The organism is Viridibacillus sp. KH_047 (assembly GCF_057838945.1).
The window spans coordinates 1-18,337 of the sequence record NZ_CM174479.1 but is presented as its reverse complement, the minus strand read 5'-3'; the positions used below and the strand labels follow the sequence as shown (position 1 = coordinate 18,337).

12 protein-coding genes and 1 rRNA gene are annotated in these 18,337 nt (G+C 37.0%); all 13 read right to left on the bottom strand.

The genetic code is table 11. The annotated features are described in order from the left end of the window. Nucleotides 1-81: 81 nt before the first annotated feature. The 13 genes from AC3IS5_RS00065 to dnaA all read right to left on the bottom strand — a co-directional run bounded on the left by AC3IS5_RS00065 (nucleotide 82) and on the right by dnaA (nucleotide 18,337). A 16S ribosomal RNA gene (locus AC3IS5_RS00065) occupies nucleotides 82-1,634 on the bottom strand. A gap of 408 nt (nucleotides 1,635-2,042) precedes the next feature. After that, entirely contained in the window at nucleotides 2,043-3,143 is a 1,101-nt protein-coding gene (locus AC3IS5_RS00060) for an HD-GYP domain-containing protein (RefSeq protein ID WP_489426071.1), read from the bottom strand. Nucleotides 3,144-3,331: 188 nt separating this feature from the next. Continuing rightward, on the bottom strand, nucleotides 3,332-5,134 hold the full coding sequence (locus AC3IS5_RS00055) for an oligopeptide ABC transporter substrate-binding protein (protein ID WP_489426070.1): 1,803 nt from the start codon (nucleotides 5,132-5,134) through the stop codon (nucleotides 3,332-3,334). A 16-nt stretch (nucleotides 5,135-5,150) separates the two neighbouring features. Then, on the bottom strand, nucleotides 5,151-6,062 hold the full coding sequence (locus AC3IS5_RS00050; protein WP_489426069.1) for an ABC transporter permease: 912 nt from the start codon (nucleotides 6,060-6,062) through the stop codon (nucleotides 5,151-5,153). 33 nt (nucleotides 6,063-6,095) lie between these two features. Continuing rightward, nucleotides 6,096-7,058: an oligopeptide ABC transporter permease gene (opp4B, locus tag AC3IS5_RS00045; RefSeq protein ID WP_489426068.1), complete on the bottom strand. Its 963-nt coding sequence runs from the start codon at nucleotides 7,056-7,058 to the stop codon at nucleotides 6,096-6,098. A gap of 1 nt (nucleotide 7,059) precedes the next feature. Beyond that, nucleotides 7,060-8,007, bottom strand: coding sequence for an ATP-binding cassette domain-containing protein (locus AC3IS5_RS00040; protein ID WP_390394437.1), 948 nt, complete (start codon nucleotides 8,005-8,007; stop codon nucleotides 7,060-7,062). Beyond that, nucleotides 8,004-9,017, bottom strand: coding sequence for an ABC transporter ATP-binding protein (locus AC3IS5_RS00035; protein WP_489426067.1), 1,014 nt, complete (start codon nucleotides 9,015-9,017; stop codon nucleotides 8,004-8,006). Before AC3IS5_RS00035 ends, AC3IS5_RS00040 begins: the two co-directional genes overlap by 4 nt. A 582-nt stretch (nucleotides 9,018-9,599) precedes the next feature. Next, complete coding sequence (gene gyrA, locus AC3IS5_RS00030) at nucleotides 9,600-12,131, bottom strand: DNA gyrase subunit A (protein WP_489426066.1); 2,532 nt, start codon at nucleotides 12,129-12,131, stop codon at nucleotides 9,600-9,602. A gap of 26 nt (nucleotides 12,132-12,157) precedes the next feature. After that, on the bottom strand, nucleotides 12,158-14,083 hold the full coding sequence (gene gyrB / locus AC3IS5_RS00025; protein ID WP_489426065.1) for a DNA topoisomerase (ATP-hydrolyzing) subunit B: 1,926 nt from the start codon (nucleotides 14,081-14,083) through the stop codon (nucleotides 12,158-12,160). A gap of 73 nt (nucleotides 14,084-14,156) precedes the next feature. After that, nucleotides 14,157-15,278, bottom strand: a complete 1,122-nt coding sequence (gene recF, locus AC3IS5_RS00020) for a DNA replication/repair protein RecF (RefSeq protein ID WP_489426064.1) — start codon at nucleotides 15,276-15,278, stop codon at nucleotides 14,157-14,159. A 1-nt stretch (nucleotide 15,279) separates the two neighbouring features. After that, nucleotides 15,280-15,507 (bottom strand): S4 domain-containing protein YaaA, encoded by a 228-nt coding sequence (yaaA, locus tag AC3IS5_RS00015; protein WP_038179148.1) that lies wholly within the window; start codon nucleotides 15,505-15,507, stop codon nucleotides 15,280-15,282. A gap of 178 nt (nucleotides 15,508-15,685) precedes the next feature. After that, on the bottom strand, nucleotides 15,686-16,822 hold the full coding sequence (dnaN, locus tag AC3IS5_RS00010) for a DNA polymerase III subunit beta (protein ID WP_489426063.1): 1,137 nt from the start codon (nucleotides 16,820-16,822) through the stop codon (nucleotides 15,686-15,688). A 171-nt stretch (nucleotides 16,823-16,993) separates the two neighbouring features. Next, the gene (gene dnaA, locus AC3IS5_RS00005; protein ID WP_038178759.1) at nucleotides 16,994-18,337 is read right to left on the bottom strand and encodes a chromosomal replication initiator protein DnaA; all 1,344 of its coding nucleotides are present in this window, start codon (nucleotides 18,335-18,337) and stop codon (nucleotides 16,994-16,996) included.

Sequence of the window (18,337 nt, the reverse complement as noted above, 5' to 3'; positions counted from 1 at the left end):
ATCATTTTACAATGAGCCTTCAAAACTGAACGCAAGACGTTAATCGACAGATCCAAGATCTGTTTCCGTAATTATCCTTAGAAAGGAGGTGATCCAGCCGCACCTTCCGATACGGCTACCTTGTTACGACTTCACCCCAATCATCTATCCCACCTTCGGCGGCTGGCTCCATAAAGGTTACCTCACCGACTTCGGGTGTTACAAACTCTCGTGGTGTGACGGGCGGTGTGTACAAGGCCCGGGAACGTATTCACCGTGGCATGCTGATCCACGATTACTAGCGATTCCGGCTTCATGTAGGCGAGTTGCAGCCTACAATCCGAACTGAGAACGATTTTATGAGATTAGCATACCCTCGCGAGTTAGCGACTCTTTGTATCGTCCATTGTAGCACGTGTGTAGCCCAGGTCATAAGGGGCATGATGATTTGACGTCATCCCCACCTTCCTCCGGTTTGTCACCGGCAGTCACCTTAGAGTGCCCAACTTAATGATGGCAACTAAGATCAAGGGTTGCGCTCGTTGCGGGACTTAACCCAACATCTCACGACACGAGCTGACGACAACCATGCACCACCTGTCACCAATGTCCCCGAAGGGAAAACTCTATCTCTAGAGCGGTCATTGGGATGTCAAGACCTGGTAAGGTTCTTCGCGTTGCTTCGAATTAAACCACATGCTCCACCGCTTGTGCGGGCCCCCGTCAATTCCTTTGAGTTTCAACCTTGCGGCCGTACTCCCCAGGCGGAGTGCTTAATGCGTTAGCTGCAGCACTAAGGGGCGGAAACCCCCTAACACTTAGCACTCATCGTTTACGGCGTGGACTACCAGGGTATCTAATCCTGTTTGCTCCCCACGCTTTCGCGCCTCAGTGTCAGTTACAGACCAGAAAGTCGCCTTCGCCACTGGTGTTCCTCCAAATCTCTACGCATTTCACCGCTACACTTGGAATTCCACTTTCCTCTTCTGCACTCAAGTCTCCCAGTTTCCAATGACCCTCCACGGTTGAGCCGTGGGCTTTCACATCAGACTTAAGAAACCACCTGCGCGCGCTTTACGCCCAATAAATCCGGACAACGCTTGCCACCTACGTATTACCGCGGCTGCTGGCACGTAGTTAGCCGTGGCTTTCTAATAAGGTACCGTCAAGGTACGTTCAGTTACTAACGTACTTGTTCTTCCCTTACAACAGAGTTTTACGATCCGAAAACCTTCATCACTCACGCGGCGTTGCTCCATCAGACTTTCGTCCATTGTGGAAGATTCCCTACTGCTGCCTCCCGTAGGAGTTTGGGCCGTGTCTCAGTCCCAATGTGGCCGATCACCCTCTCAGGTCGGCTATGCATCGTTGCCTTGGTAGGCCGTTACCCCACCAACTAGCTAATGCACCGCGGGCCCATCTAGTAGTGACAGCCGAAACCGCCTTTCAGCATTTTGCCATGTGACAAAATGGATTATTCGGTATTAGCCCCGGTTTCCCGGAGTTATCCCAATCTACTAGGTAGGTTGCCCACGTGTTACTCACCCGTCCGCCGCTAAATCAGAAGAAGCAAGCTTCTTCATCATTCGCTCGACTTGCATGTATTAGGCACGCCGCCAGCGTTCGTCCTGAGCCAGGATCAAACTCTCCATAAAAGTAGTTTGAAAGCTCATTAGCTTTGCTAGCGTATCATCCGAAGATGATATCTATTTTTCGTTTTGATCCACCAACTAAGTTGATGTTCAAAAACATTTATTGATTAACGTCTTGCATGTTCAGTTTTCAAGGTTCATTTTGTCGTGCTGTTTTGACGACTTTTAAATCTTAACATTTATATCTTCAACTGTCAACAACTTTTTTGGAAAAGTTTTATTTGAAAGTGAAGTTATTAAGTTTTGTTCGGTACGTCTTAGCGACAAGTAATATAATATAATACTTTCTATATAAGTGTCAACACTTTTTAATAAAAAAATAGAATTCTATCCCTATCATTTAAAACTAATTATCTTTCTAAAGAGTTTCTTCCTATAGAATGACTAAATTAAGGGATAGAATCAAAAAAGCTATTCGACGATTAATCTTTCGATATATAATATACGATTCCTTGATAAGTCTATGATTTCTGATGTATCTATTAACTTAACAACCGGACGAGTAGGTGTATCTTTATTTACAAAAACAATTGTTGCTAATGCAAAATTAGATAATTCTACTTTTATTCCTAATGGTAAATCTGCTAAACAGCTAAATATAGTATGAACAACTTCAATATTAAATTTGCCAAATTGCGATTCGCGGATCATTTCTAATACCTTAAATGAGGATTCTTTTTCTCTGTATACTCGTTTGCATGTCATAGCATGGAAAACATCGGCTACTGCAATAATATGAGAGTACACAGCAATGGAATTACCTTTCTCACCTAACGGATAACCACTACCATCTAATCGCTCATGATGCTGATATATAGCAATCTTCATATCGGATTTTAAAAGAGCAATGTCTTTCACTAATTGTGCACTATAAAATGGATGTTCTTGAATTTCTTTAAGTTCTAACTCAGTTAAAGCCCCCGCTTTTTCAAGAATCTTTTTATTTACCTTTGCCATACCGCAATCAGCTAAAGCAGCTGCACTGGCAATTTGAATAATATCTCCTTTTGCTAAACCCATCTTATGGGCAATTGCAGCCGAGATTAAACTAAGTGCAACAGAATGATGATAAATATAATTTTTAGAATCTGAAAGTTCATTTAATGAGAAAATAAGTGCACGATCTCTTAATACGTAATCTATTAACGGAAGTATGATAGTACGAACCTTTACAATGTCAACTTTACTACCCGCCTGCCATTTAAAGAATTCAGATTTGAATTCCTCAACACTTTTTCCATATTGGCTAGCAAATGGTGTCATACTTTCAACTTCCACTTCATCTTCCTTAACATTATCAGGAGCTAACGTAATTTCCTTTTCTTTTTTTTCAACGATTGATGTAGTGAGCACTGGTATTTTTGGTATTTGGAAAGCTTGAAATACAATTAAATGCTCTCTAGTAATTCTAGTATCTTTATATACAATAGGATATTGTGTATTTGCCATTATATCCTCGGCTACAATACTACCCAATCGCAAATCAGCCAATTTCACTAATGTAGCGCTCATATGCACGCACTCCTTTTTAAAAAAATAATTAGTTTGCCCTAGTATATATTGTATCTAAAACTTACTTTAATTGTAATATAAATATTTAGTCCTTTTGTCATTTAAATTTTTGTTAGAATAAAAAAACTCCAAGCATCGCACATATAGTGCAATTGCTCGGAGTTTTTTAAAATTAGTTACTTACTATATTATTTAATTGGTGCGTCAGCAGTAAGTTCCAATTCGTTTAGATCAGATTCGTTAACCCAGTCTTTATTGTAGTTTTTCACACGTTTGTTAACTGGCATAATTTCTGTACGGTAGTAAATTGGGAATACTGGCGCTTGTTCAGCCATGTAGATTTGCCAATCCTTAAATGCTTTTGCGCGGTATTCTGGATCAATTGCTTCTTTAGAATCGATATTAGCTAGTAATTTATCTAACTCTGGTGAAGTGAATCGACTATAACTGAAAGATGCATCACGTGCATAAATGCCTGCTGGAGATGGGTTAGTACCAGTACCCCATGCAGCCATGTATACGTCAATATCTTTGTCATCAGCTTTTACTTTATCGTAGAAACTGTTGAATTCGATTAAACGACCTGTTGTTAAGACAACATTTAAACCAACGTCTTTCCAATTTTGCAAGTAAAATTGCATCATAGCTTCATCTTTATCATCGCCAGCCATACCAGCCATTTTAATTTCAAGTTTTTTACCGTTTTTATCTTCTCTTAATCCATCACCATCAACATCTTTAAATCCTGCATCATCTAATAATTTTTTCGCTTTTTCAGGATCATATTTGAATCCTTCTAATGTATCATCATAGAATGCAGAGAATACTGGTGGAATTAATGAGTTAGAACGTGTACGTAAGCCATCATAATATTCTTCAGCTACTTGCTCAACATCCATTGCATATGCAAATGCTTGGCGTAGACTAACATCACCCATTTTAGCGTTTGGATCAGTTACGTTTTCACCTTTTTTACTATCAAATTTACCAAGTTTGAAACCAATATAAGAGTAAGCCAGTTCTTTACGACCCAGTACTGTTACGTTTGTTAAATCTTTAACTCCATCATAATTCGTTGCTCTATACGATGTAGCAATGTCATACTTACCAGCTTTTAGACCTTCTGCAATTTGAGTTGACGGAACAGTTGTTAATACAACTTTATCAATTTTAGGTTTGCCTTTCCAGTAATGTTCGTTAGCTAGGAATTGTACTGATTCACCATTTACAATTTTATCAAATTTAAATGTACCTAGAGTAACTGGTGTTTTACGGATTTTATCCGATTTGATTAAATCTTTGATTGCTACGTCTTTTAAGTAGTGTTTTGGTGCTGCATAGCCCCATAAACCGTCACCACCATTATAAATAGCTGGTGATAATTTTTTGAATGTAATTTCTAAAGTCAAATCATCAATTTTTTTCAAACCTGAGATAGTTTTTGCTTTACCTGCATGGTACTCTGCAGCACCGATAATATTTTTGAAATCAACATCGTAACGAACACCTGTATAGTCTTTGTGACCAATGATCTCATAAGGGTAAATAACATCATCGATAGTTAAAGGTTCACCATCAGACCATTTTACGCCTTCACGAATTTTAACTGTTACTTTATTGTTATCAGCGTCTACTTTTAATGAAGCAATGCCTTCATCACTGATTAAGAAGTCTTCTTTTGTCTTAAAGATTGAATTGCTTGCAAAGGCCATAATTTCATCGTCGTAAGCATCTTCGTATAATTCAGCTGAGAAGATCCCTTTGAACGGTGAGTCATTTACAAGTGCGACTTGTAAAGTACCACCTTTGATTGCCTCATCATTGTTTTCTACAGCTGTCGGGAATGCACTTGTATCCACTTTTTCTTCATCTTTTGGCTTTTCTTCGCCACCGCTAGATTCTTTGTCTTTGTCTTTGTCTCCGCTACAAGCTGCTAAAACTAACGCTAAAGCTAATAGCATAGTAACTAAAAACCAATTCTTTTTCTTCATCTTTTTTCCTCCTTTATCATCCTAATCTCTGCCTTGCATCTGCTGAACGACGTAATGCCTGTCCAACATAATTTATTCCTAGCATCAATACTAAAATTAGTAATGCTGCAGGTAACCAAACCCATAACTTCGTAGACAATACTTCGGGATTTGCTGCGTAACTAACAAGAGTTCCTAAACTTGGCGTTGATGGTGGTAAACCGAAGCCAAGGAAGGATAATCCTGTTTCAATGCCGACATTTCCTGCAAAGTTCAATGTCAATTCAACAATAATAAGAGAACTTATATTCGGCATGATTTCTTTGAAGATGATAGTTGAATTACGAGTTCCCATTGTCTTAGAAGCACTAACATAATCCCTTCTGCTTTCTGATAGGGATTTACTACGTATAAGTCTTGCAGTACCCATCCATAAGAAGAGACTCATTATCAATATAAAAGTCGTCACGGTATATTTTGGAATAATTGTAACGAACACGATAATAATCATAGTCGTTGGCAGCGTCAAAAAGAAATCAATAATACGCATAAATATATTATCGATAAGTCCACCAAAGTAGCCTGTTACTAAACCTATAACAACACCGGCAATACCAGTGATGATCGTAATAATAATTGCAATTGTGATTGAGTTTCTAGCCCCAATAATTAATTGCCCTAAAATGGATCGCCCACCATGGTCTGCTCCAAGTATAAAACCTTCTTCACCTGGTGCCGCATATTTACCTCTTATACTAATACGCATTAGTTCCTGTTGATCGATGAAAAATGAGGATACGTAAATGCCCACAATGATTAACCCTAATAAAATTAAAGAGAACATTGCTAGTTTGTCTTTTTTAAACTCCCTTAATATGACTTGGAATCCAGTCGGTGGAGAGCTAATTGTATCTTGCGTCGTAATTGCACTTTCTGTTTGTTGTGTCATCTCTATTCACCTCTCCTTTGTCATTAAGATTCATCATTCTATCCGAATTCTTGGATCAACAATACTCATAATAATATCGGACAGTAGACTACCTAATAATGTTAAGAAGCCGAATAACATGACAAGCGTTGTAATTACGCTATAGTCACGCGATGCAATAGATGAAATAAATAACTGCCCCATCCCCGGGTAGCCAAAGATTGTTTCGATAAATACCGATCCGCCTAATAATCCTGTTATTGTAAATCCGAAGAAGGCAGCGATTGGTAATAATGAGTTTCTGAAAATATGTTTAGTATAAACTTTCGAAATCGGAAGACCTTTACTACGCGCTGTCTTAACATAATCCATTGATTTCGCATCGATTATTTCCGTACGTAAGTATTGAATTATTCCAGTAGTAGCTAGTAATGCATATGTGATAGCTGGCAAAAGCATATGATACACTTTGCTCCAGAAATAGCCCCAAGTACCAGGATCGTGTGAAACATCAACTGTTCCGCTAGTTGGGAAAATTGGAATATTATACCCAAACATAAATAAGAAAATCAGCGCTAATACAAATGTAGGAATCGCATAACTAATAAAGCTATATAAAACAATTCCCTTATCTATCAACGAATCCTGATAACGACCAGCCAGAATACCTAACGGAATGGCAATGGCATATAATAAAATGACACTTAATAACGATAGCCAAAATGTATTTAAAGCACGCTCACCGATAAGTGATGAAACCGCTACTTTAAATGTATAGCTATCACCAAAATCACCTTGGAGAGCATTTGTAATCCAATTGTAGTATTGGACATACCAAGGATCATAGAATCCAGATTTTATCTTTAATTCTTCTATTACGTTTGGATCTGTTTGTGGTGTTATTAACCCTGTAAATGGATCACCAGGCATAAACTTCGCCATGATAAAGATAAGTAAACTTAGGACAAATAACTGTGGAATCATAACTAAAAATCGTCTTAATACTGTTTTCCACATTTCAGTTGCCTCCTTTTTCTTGCATATTCATGGCAACCGAATGCGTACTACTTAATTGTTTTAGAGCATAGACTTTGCCATTTTCATCATAATACTTATGTTGTTCATTTTGATAAAGTGCTTCTACTCCTTGACGCTCTGCTTTACGCGCAATACGAGTAGAAGGTTCAATATTGGGAATTGCTGATAATAAGCGTTGTGTATATATGTGTTGAGGATTTTTATAAACATCCTCACGACGGCCGGTTTCAACAAAACGCCCCTTATACATAATTGAGATATGATCACACATATGTTTTACAACGCCTAAATCATGTGAGATAAATAGATAACTCAAGCCATATTCCTGTTGAATATCTTTCATAAAGTTTAAAACTTGAGCCTGTACTGATAAATCAAGCGCAGAAACTGGTTCATCTGCAATAATCATTTTCGGATTACAAGCAACTGCTCGTGCAATACCAATACGCTGCTTTTGTCCTCCTGAAAATTCATGTGGATATTTATATTTAGCGTCCTCTGGCATCCCTACAATTGCTAGCAATTCATTAATCCGCTTATTTTCCTCTTGATCACTTAATTTCAAAAAATTCCGAATAGGTTCTGCAATAATATCCTTTATACGCTTCCTTGGATTCATACTAGAATGTGAATCTTGGAAAATCATTTGGATATCTCGATTATACGGTGAAGTTCTTTCACGACGTTGATTAGTAACATTTTTACCTTCATAAATAATGCTACCCGATGTAATTTTCTCAAGTCCGATAATTGCTTTCCCTGTGGTTGATTTACCAGAACCAGATTCACCAACTAGACCATACGTCTTACCCTTTTCAAACTCCATGCTAACACCATCAACTGCATAAACGTGATCAACAACGGTATTGAAAAAGCCACCGCGAATTGGGTAATGTACACATAAATCTTTTATTTGCATAAAACTCATCTTAGTTGCCCCCCTTCTGCACCTTCGAAATCAAAGTGTTTCCAGCAAGTACATCTCACATGGTGACCAGGGGAAATTTCATGTAATACTGGGTTTTCTTCATGTGTATCTGCAGCAAGCCACGGAATCCGAGATGAAAAACGGCATCCTTGACGTGGTAAGTTTTTGAGTGATGGTACTAAACCCTTAATTACTTGAAGTTTCTCATTTTCGCTATTCATCTGAGGAATTGAGTTAAGTAATGATCTTGTATAAGGATGCTTAGGGTTATTAAATAACTCCTCTACAGGCGCTTCCTCAATAATTTGACCCGCATACATAACCGCAACACGATCTGCAACTTCTGCAACTACTCCAAGGTCATGTGTAATCAATATGATGCCACTCTTTGTCTCTGCTTGTAATTCTTTCAATAAATCTAGTATTTGTGCTTGAATCGTAACATCCAGCGCTGTTGTTGGCTCATCCGCTACGATAATGGCTGGTTTGCAAGCAATAGCAATGGCAATCATGACACGTTGACGCATTCCGCCTGATAATTGGTGTGGAAACTGTTTTGCAACTCTTTCAGGATTAGGTATTCCCACTTGATTTAACAGTTCAAGAACACGTTCGGCCCTCTGCTCTTTTGTAAATTTCGTATGATAGACTAAAGATTCTGAAATCTGTTCACCGATTCGCATTAAAGGATTTAATGCAGATAATGGATCCTGGAATATCATCCCTATATCATTACCACGAATATCATTAAACTTATCTTCAGAAAGTCCTGCAAGGTTTAAATCTTTATAGAGAATCTCACCTGTGATTTTAGTGTTATTTGCAACGTGTAAACCAAGAATTGAAGTAGCAAGTGTACTTTTACCACAACCCGACTCTCCAACAATAGCTAAAATCTCATTTTTATTTAAATTAATAGAAATATCATCAACAGCATTGTAATATGTATCTTTTATTCGAAAACCGGTATGTAAATTCCTGATAGTTAATAAATTCTCTGAGCTAGCCAAAATATATCTCCTTTCAAAAACTCGTAGTGTAGAAAGAATATTAAGAAAATAATAACAGTGTACCGAGTGAGAACATATACAAAAAATTAAATAATATGTCAATTACTTTAAAAAACCCATACAAATGTTATATATTGATTTACATTTTACACACTCATTCCAATTTTAGTCAATCTATTTAATTATTTTTTCTTAATATAGTATAAAAATATGAAGATTCAATCTATTTGAGGTGTAAAGTGTTTAACAGTATCTATTAATCTATTACTTTAAAGTGAAAAAGTATTTAAATAAAATATTTAAATATAATATATGATTTTCTATAGTATTTTATTTATTCCCAGAGCGAAATCTTTTTTTGTCGTTTTTTGTAGAATTATAAATAAAGTTTCCTAAAAAACCCTATAATATTGGGTTTCCTTGTTTATCATGTCGCCTCATCCTTTGCTCATTCCTAAAGTCAGGCAAATTATAGTTGGTTTCCTTTCCTAATTACCCCCCGTCTAATAAAGTTATGAAAATAATAATAAAAAAAGAACCTCGATGAGTCTTAATCGAGGTTCTTCATATTAATAAATAAAATTATTCTGTATCTGTTGGTTCAGAATCTGCATCAGTTTCTTCTACTGATACTTCTTCTAATTCAACAGATTCTTCATTTTCATCTAATTCTTCATCATCTTCTGATTCCTTTGCAACTTTTGCAACTGTTGCAACAAGCTCTTCATCGCCTAGGCGAATTAGACGGACACCTTGCGTGCTACGTCCTGTTACAGAGATATCATTAATATCCATACGAATTAACATACCGTTAATTGTAATAAGCATTAAGTCTTCTGAACCGTCCACTGTTTTCACAGCAGATAAAGGACCGTTCTTATCTGTAATTTGACAAGTTTTAATACCTACGCCACCACGAGTTTGAATTCTATATTCTTCTTCTGGCGTACGTTTTCCGTAACCTTTTTCTGTTACAACTAAAATTTCCTGTCCGGGCTCAATCATTTCCATTCCGACAACATAGTCATCATCTTTTAAGCGGATACCACGAACCCCTGCAGCTGTACGACCCATTGATCGAATGTCTTCTTCATTAAATCGTACAAGCATACCATTTCGTGTACCAATGATGATTTCTTTCTTGCCGTCTGTAAGACGAACAGAAATTAATTCATCATCTTCACGTAGAGAAATAGCTATTAAACCATTGTTACGAATATTAGCAAAGTATGATACTGGAGTACGCTTCGTTACACCAGTACGCGTAGTGAAGATAAAGTAAGCATCATCTTCAAACGAAGGAACACGTATCATTGCTGTTACTTGTTCATCCTTATCAACGCTTAATAAGTTAACAATCGGTAAACCTTTGGCTGTACGACCATATTCAGGGATTTCATAGCCTTTTGCACGGAATGCCTTACCTTTAGATGTAAAGAATACAATTGTATCATGCGTAGATGTATTCATTAGATGTTCAACAAAGTCATCATCGTTTGTACCCATCCCTTGAACACCACGACCTCCACGTTTTTGGCTACGATATGTGTTCGCAGGTAAACGTTTGATATAGCCGTTGTGCGTAAGGGTAATAACTGAATTCTCACGAGGAATTAAATCTTCATCTTCAATCATTTCCATACCGCCAGCAGTGATTTCAGTACGACGTTTATCATTGAAACGTTCTTTTACCTCAAGCAATTCTTCATGAATAATTTGGCGAATTTTACCTTCGTCCGCAAGAATTTCACGTAACTTAGCAATTAAAGCTTGTAATTCTTGATATTCACCTTCGATTTTCTCACGTTCTAAGCCTGTTAAGCGTTGTAAACGCATATCTAAAATTGCTTGTGCTTGACGTTCACTTAGGCTGAATTTGTCCATTAAGCCACTTTTCGCTTCGTCACCTGTTTGTGAACTGCGAATTAAGTGAATAATCTCATCAATATGATCTAGTGCAATACGTAAACCTTCTAAAATATGTGCACGGTCTTCAGCTTTTTTCAATTCGAATTGCGTACGTCTGCGAATTACTACTTTTTGATGTTCTAAATAATGATAAAGAGATTCTTTCAAACTTAAAACTTTTGGTTGTCCATCTACTAATGCAAGCATGTTAATACCAAAGCTTGATTGCATCGCTGTTTGTTTATATAAATTATTCAATACAACATTAGAGTTTGCATCTTTACGAATATCAATAGCTACACGCATACCATTACGGTCAGACTCATCGTTAATATTTGTAATACCATCGATTTTTTTGTCTCGTACTAACTCCGCAATTTTTTCGATTAATTTTGCTTTATTTACTTGGTAAGGAAGTTCGTGAATAACAATTGTATCTTTACCATTCGATTTTTGTTCTATTTCAACTTTAGCACGAATAATAATAGAACCACGGCCAGTTTCATAAGCACGACGTATTCCACTTCGGCCTAGAATTGTACCACCTGTAGGGAAGTCTGGTCCTGGGATAATTTCCATTAATTCTTCCGTTGTTATTGCTGGATTATCAGAGATTGCTAAAACGCCATCAATAACCTCACCTAATTGATGAGGAGGAATATTAGTAGCCATACCAACAGCAATACCTGAAGCGCCGTTAACAAGTAAGTTTGGATAACGTGCAGGTAAGACGATTGGCTCTTTTTCATTGCCATCATAGTTATCTTGGTAATCGATTGTGTCTTTATTAATATCGCGCAGCATTTCCATTGCAATTTTAGACATACGGGATTCCGTATAACGCATGGCAGCAGCCCCATCACCATCGACAGAACCGAAGTTACCATGACCATCAACTAACATATAACGATAGCTAAAATCTTGCGCCATACGTACCATAGCATCATAAATAGATGAGTCACCATGAGGGTGATACTTACCCATTACGTCACCAACGATACGTGCTGATTTTTTATATGGCTTATCAGAAGTACTACCTAACTCTTGCATACCGTACAAAATACGACGATGTACTGGTTTTAAACCATCGCGGACATCAGGTAAAGCACGAGAGACGATAACACTCATTGCATAACTTAAAAACGAAGTCTTAATTTCTTTACTTATGTTAATCCCCTTAACACCAGGATTATTAATTTCTGACAAAGCGCTTACCTCCCTTCACTAGCTCGTTAAATATCTAGATTTTTCACGTAAACAGCATTTTCCTCGATAAATAGACGACGTGGTTCTACTTCGTCTCCCATCAATTGTTCAAATACGCGGTCCGCTTCTATTGCGTCATCTAGTTCAACTTGCAGTAATGTACGATGTTCTGGATCCATTGTCGTATCCCATAATTGCTCTGCATTCATTTCACCAAGACCTTTATAACGCTGAATACCCGGCTTTGGTAAGTTTGGGAGACGCTCTAAAATTTCTTGAAGTTCTTCATCGCTATAGCAATATTCAATATGTTTCCCTTGTTTTACTTGATACAAAGGGGGCTGTGCAATATAGATATATCCTGCTTCGATTATCGGTCGCAGGAATCGGAAGAAGAATGTTAATAATAGAGTTCGAATATGTGCTCCATCTACATCTGCATCGGTCATGATAACAATTTTATGATAACGTGCTTTTTTCAGCTCGAAATCTTCACCAATACCTGTACCAATTGCTGTAATCATTGCTCGAATTTCAGCATTCGATAGGATTCTGTCAAGACGTGCTTTTTCAACGTTTAAAATTTTACCACGCAAAGGTAATATTGCCTGGAAGTGACGATCACGACCTGATTTAGCTGAACCACCGGCAGAGTCACCCTCTACGATGTAAATTTCACTCTCATCAGGATGACGAGAAGAACAGTCAGCTAATTTACCTGGTAAGCTAGAAACTTCTAAAGCGGATTTACGACGAGTAAACTCACGTGCTTTTTTAGCTGCAACGCGTGCTCTAGCTGCCATCAAACCTTTATCAACGATTGTTCTAGAAACAGCAGGATTTTCTAATAAAAATCGCTCAAAGCGTTCTGAGAACAATGAGTTTGTAATTGTACTTACTTCAGAGTTACCTAATTTTGTTTTCGTTTGCCCTTCAAACTGCGGATCCGGGTGTTTAATCGATACGATAGCAACTAAACCTTCGCGTACATCTTCACCTGACAGATTTGCATCGGCATCTTTAATTAGATTATTTTTACGCGCATAATCGTTAATAACTCGCGTTAAAGCTGTTTTAAATCCAGATTCATGCGTACCGCCTTCATACGTATTGATATTGTTAGCAAACGAGAAAATATTAGAGGCAAATCCGGCATTATACTGCATAGCGATTTCAACCGTAATACCATCTTTTTCGCCCTTTAAATCAATTGCTTCATGAAGAGGTTCTTTCTTTTCGTTAATATGTTCAACATACGATTTAATACCACCTTCATAGTGGTATGTATTTGAACGTACTTCTTCACCACGTTCATCTGCTATCGTAATACTAATACCACGATTTAAGTACGCTAGTTCACGAATACGGTGTGCTAATATATCAAATTCATAAACTGTTGTTTCTTTGAAAATTTCAGGATCCGCTTTAAAGCGTGTTGTTGTTCCTGTTTCTTCAGAATCGCCAATAATTTGAAGTGGTTGATCTGTTTTACCGCGACTAAAACTTAAGAAATGTATATGACCATCGCGTTTTACATACACTTCAGTTGAAACTGATAATGCGTTTACTACAGATGCACCAACACCATGTAGACCACCAGATACTTTGTATCCGCCACCGCCAAATTTACCTCCGGCATGTAACACTGTCATAATAACCTCAACAGCTGGTTTCCCCATTTTTTCTTGATTACTTACAGGGATACCACGACCGTTATCATCGACACGGATCCAGTTATCTTTTTCGATTGTTACTTTAATTTCATTACAATATCCAGCTAAAGCTTCATCAATACTGTTATCTACAATTTCCCACACCAAATGGTGAAGACCTTTAGAACTCGTAGTACCAATATACATACCCGGACGTTTACGAACTGCTTCTAAACCTTCTAATACTTGTATCTGATCTGCATCATATGCAGCAGGCTGTTTATTTTCTTCCATTGCCATTTGTTCCACCTACTCTTTCATGACATCAGTATGCGTTTTAAATTATTTTACTAACCACTGACCTGTATTAATACTAGGTTTCCTCTACTTCAACAGAACCTTGTTTCACATGAAACATCGCTGCTTCTCGTATTGTATCATGGTCAATTCCTTCAACACTTGTTGTTGTCACAAAGGTCTGAACTTCACCTTGAATAGTATTTAGTAAGTGTGACTGACGGTAATCATCTAACTCTGAAAGAACATCATCTAGTAACAAAATTGGCGCTTCCCCAACTTCTTGTTTAATAAGTTCAATTTCAGCTAATTTGAGTGATAGAGCCGTCGTACGTTGCTGACCTTGAGATCCGTATGTTTGTACATCATAGTCATTCACAAGGAACTGCAAATCATCTCTGTGTGGCCCAATTAATGTGACACCTCGTTCAAGCTCGCGAGGCAAAGCATCTTGTAACTTCTTCTCCAAGAAATCAGCCATTTCGACAATTGTCCAATCCGGATTCATACCGCTTACTGGACGATAACGAATTTGTAATCTCTCTAAATTTCTAGAGATACCAAAATGAATTGGTTCTGCCCACTCCTGAAGTAAATCCATAAATTGAAATCTTTTATGAATAACTTTTACTGCAGCTTGAATATATTGTTCGGTATATACATCAAACATTACATCTTGCAATGCCGATTTTCCTTGGTTTTTTTTCAATAAATGATTTCGTTGCTTTAATAGCTTTTGAAATGTTAATAGATCATGTAAATATACTGGAGAAATTTGCCCGATTTCCATATCGAGAAAACGTCTTCTGATTTGGGGACTGCCTTTTACTACAGTTAAATCTTCCGGGGCAAACATCACGACATTCATCTGTCCAATATAATCACTTAAACGGCTTTGTTCTAAATGGTTAACCCTTGCTTTTTTTCCTTTTTTAGAAAGAGTTAATTCCAAAGGTAGATGACCATACTTTTTTTGAACGTCACCTTCTATTTTACCATAATCTTCGCTCCACCGTATCAATTCTTTCTCATTCGAAGTACGATGCGATTTTGCCATCGATAAAACATATATAGATTCCATAACATTTGTTTTCCCCTGTGCATTTTCTCCTAAGAAAACATTAATTTTCGGAGAAAATGACAAGTCTAACGATTCATAATTACGGTAATTCGTCAGCTTTAACCGATCTATATACATGTTATTCTCCGTTCGTTGGACCAGTTATCTGAAATCTCCCTGTTCCAGGAATGTTCACAGTATCTCCAACATATAATTTACGTCCACGGCGATTATCTACTTCCCCGTTTACATAGACATCGTTCTCTTGTAAGAACCATTTAGCCATTCCGCCTGAGCTAATAGCATCTGTTATTTTTAATAATTGGCCAAGCGTTACAAATTCAGTATCAATAGCAATTTCATTCACGGTTAATTTCATCCTCTTCTTTTTTTCTTTATCCCTATATTTTACCGAACTTTTGTTCATAAGTAAAAAGGATAGTCATCAAAACGACTATCCTTTAGCAAAACCAGTTATTTATGACCTGGTCATAAATAATCTTGGGAAATAATTCACGTTCATCGTTATATTAAAATAGTTATTTTTAGTAAGTACGAACAGGTAAAATCAATTGTAATATAGCATCGTCATGTACAGAGCGAATAATAAATGGTCTCATAGCACCTGTAAATTGAATGACAACATCTTGTCCATCAATTGCCTTTAATGCATCCATCATATATTTTGCACTAAAAGAAATTTTCAATTCTTCCCCTACAAGTGAACTAACTTGAATTTGTTCTTCCACTTTTCCTACCTCAGGTGAATTAGAAGAAATTTCAATCGTGTCATCTTGCATTGTTGTAAAACGTACTACGTTGTTACGATCTTCACGTGCAAGTAAAGAAGCACGGTCAATGGCTTGAAGTAAAGAGCGACCATTTACAGTCACATCTGTTTTATATTCTTCAGGAATTAGTCGAGATGTATCAGGATAATTCCCTTCAAGTAGACGTGAGAAGAATAAAACATCATTTGTTTTGAATAAAACTTGTTGGTTTGTCATAACAATATCTACAGGAGTAGTTGCATCGTTCAATATTTTACTTAATTCAGTCAAACTTTTCCCAGGTACAACAACACTAGATTGTTCACTTGGTAAATGTTCTAAAGTAACTTTACGACGAGCAAGACGATGGCTATCAGTTGCAACACATACAAGTTCCCCATCTTTAATTTGCCAGTGAACACCTGTTAACACTGGACGACTTTCACTTGTTGATACTGCAAATACTGTTTCGCGAATAATTGATTTTAATAAATCAGCAGGTACAGTAAATTGATTGTCTTCACTCACTTCTGGTAATAAAGGATATTCAGTTGAATCTAAACCAATTAAGTGAAAATCGGATTTACCTGAACGGATACGTGTTTGGAATTTCTCTGATACTTCAAATTCAACGTCATTAGTAGGTAGCTTACGAACGATCTCATTGAACATTTTTGCTTGCAGCACAATTGAACCTGGTTTTTCAACATTGATTAATTGTTCGCCATTTTCTTCAACAGGTATATACGTTTGAATCGTAATATCTGCATCACTACCAGTTAAACGCATTCCTTCTTCGCTTACATCAATTTTTATCCCTGTCAAAATAGGGATTGTTGTTTTTGAACTAACTGCCTTCATGACATCATTTAGTCCATCCAATAAACGATCTCGCATGATATCAAATTTCATAAAATTATACCTCACTTATATATATTATTATTTATTAAAAGATTAATAGATATAGTAGTAGGGCCTGTGGATTTGTGGATAAGTCTAATTTAACGAATAAAATCAGCCTATCCGGGTGTAGACAGGCTGTGTATAAGTATGTTGTTAACTTTTCTGGTTATCCACAGGTTTTTACTTACCTAGCATACTTTTTATCTGTTTAATATCTTGCTGCAATTTCTGATCTTCTTTAAACATGGTTGAGATTTTCTCATGTGCATGGATGACCGTTGTATGATCACGACCTCCAAATTCTTCACCAATTTTAGGTAATGAAAAATCGGTTAACTCGCGTGATAAATACATAGCGATTTGACGTGGAAATGCAATTGATTTTGTACGTTTTTTCGCAGTAAAATCCTCTAATTTTACATGGAAGTGTTCTCCGACAGCCTTTTGAATATCTAAAATCGTTACCATTCTAGGTACGGAGTTTGGAATAATATCCTTTAATGCTTGTGCAGCTAATTCAGCCGTAATATCTTGATTTACAAGCGATGAGTAAGCTACTACGCGGATTAAAGCACCTTCTAATTCACGAATATTAGAGTCAATTTGGTTTGCAATATATAGCATAACCTCATTTGGAATATCTAATCCATCGGCCTTTGCTTTTTTTCGTAATATTGCAATTCTCGTTTCTAAATCAGGTGGTGCAATATCTGTTATTAGACCCCATTCAAAGCGTGAGCGTAAGCGGTCTTCCAAAGTTGGAATCTCCTTTGGAGGTCGATCACTAGAAATAACTATTTGCTTCGATTCCTCGTGTAAAGTATTAAATGTATGGAAAAATTCTTCCTGAGTTGATTCTTTTCCAGCTAAGAATTGAATATCATCAATTAGTAGGACATCTACGCTACGATACTTATTACGGAATTCTACAGCTTTGTTGTCGCGGATAGAGTTAATGAACTCATTTGTGAATTTTTCAGATGACAAATAAACCACCTTAGCATTAGGGTTATGTTCTAATACATAGTGGCCAATTGCGTGCATTAAATGGGTTTTTCCTAAACCTACTCCCCCATATATAAATAATGGGTTATATGCTTTTGCTGGTGCTTCTGCAACAGCTAGCGAAGCGGCATGTGCAAAGCGGTTACCAGACCCAATAACGAATGTATCAAATGTGTTTTTTAAATTCAGCATACCAGGGGAGAAATCTGGACGATCATCTTGTTTTTCTTGGACACGTGGCGATGGAATATCAAAATCATCAAAGCCTGGGTCTTGTTGAACTACAAAACGGATATGCAAATCTTTTCCTGTTAATTCTGCCAAAATAGAAGCAATTAGCTGTACATAGTGATTTTCCAACCATTCACGCCCAAATGAATTTGGCGCTGCAATAGTTACGGTATCACCTTTGTAAGAAAGTAGCTTCGTGGATTTAAGCCAAGTTTCAAAGCTTGGTTTTGAGATCTTTTGTTTAACTTGTGAGAGCACTTTGTCCCATAACTCTTCTAAATGTTCCAA

Bases quoted from the DNA above. Each gene is read 5' to 3' on its own strand.
- AC3IS5_RS00060 (WP_489426071.1), bottom strand. From the start codon at position 3,143: ATGAGCGCTACATTAGTGAAATTGGCTGATTTGCGATTGGGTAGTATT.
- AC3IS5_RS00055 (WP_489426070.1), bottom strand. From the start codon at position 5,134: ATGAAGAAAAAGAATTGGTTTTTAGTTACTATGCTATTAGCTTTAGCG.
- AC3IS5_RS00050 (WP_489426069.1), bottom strand. From the start codon at position 6,062: ATGACACAACAAACAGAAAGTGCAATTACGACGCAAGATACAATTAGC.
- opp4B (WP_489426068.1), bottom strand. From the start codon at position 7,058: ATGTGGAAAACAGTATTAAGACGATTTTTAGTTATGATTCCACAGTTA.
- AC3IS5_RS00040 (WP_390394437.1), bottom strand. From the start codon at position 8,007: ATGAGTTTTATGCAAATAAAAGATTTATGTGTACATTACCCAATTCGC.
- gyrB (WP_489426065.1), bottom strand. From the start codon at position 14,083: ATGGCAATGGAAGAAAATAAACAGCCTGCTGCATATGATGCAGATCAG.
- recF (WP_489426064.1), bottom strand. From the start codon at position 15,278: ATGTATATAGATCGGTTAAAGCTGACGAATTACCGTAATTATGAATCG.
- dnaN (WP_489426063.1), bottom strand. From the start codon at position 16,822: ATGAAATTTGATATCATGCGAGATCGTTTATTGGATGGACTAAATGAT.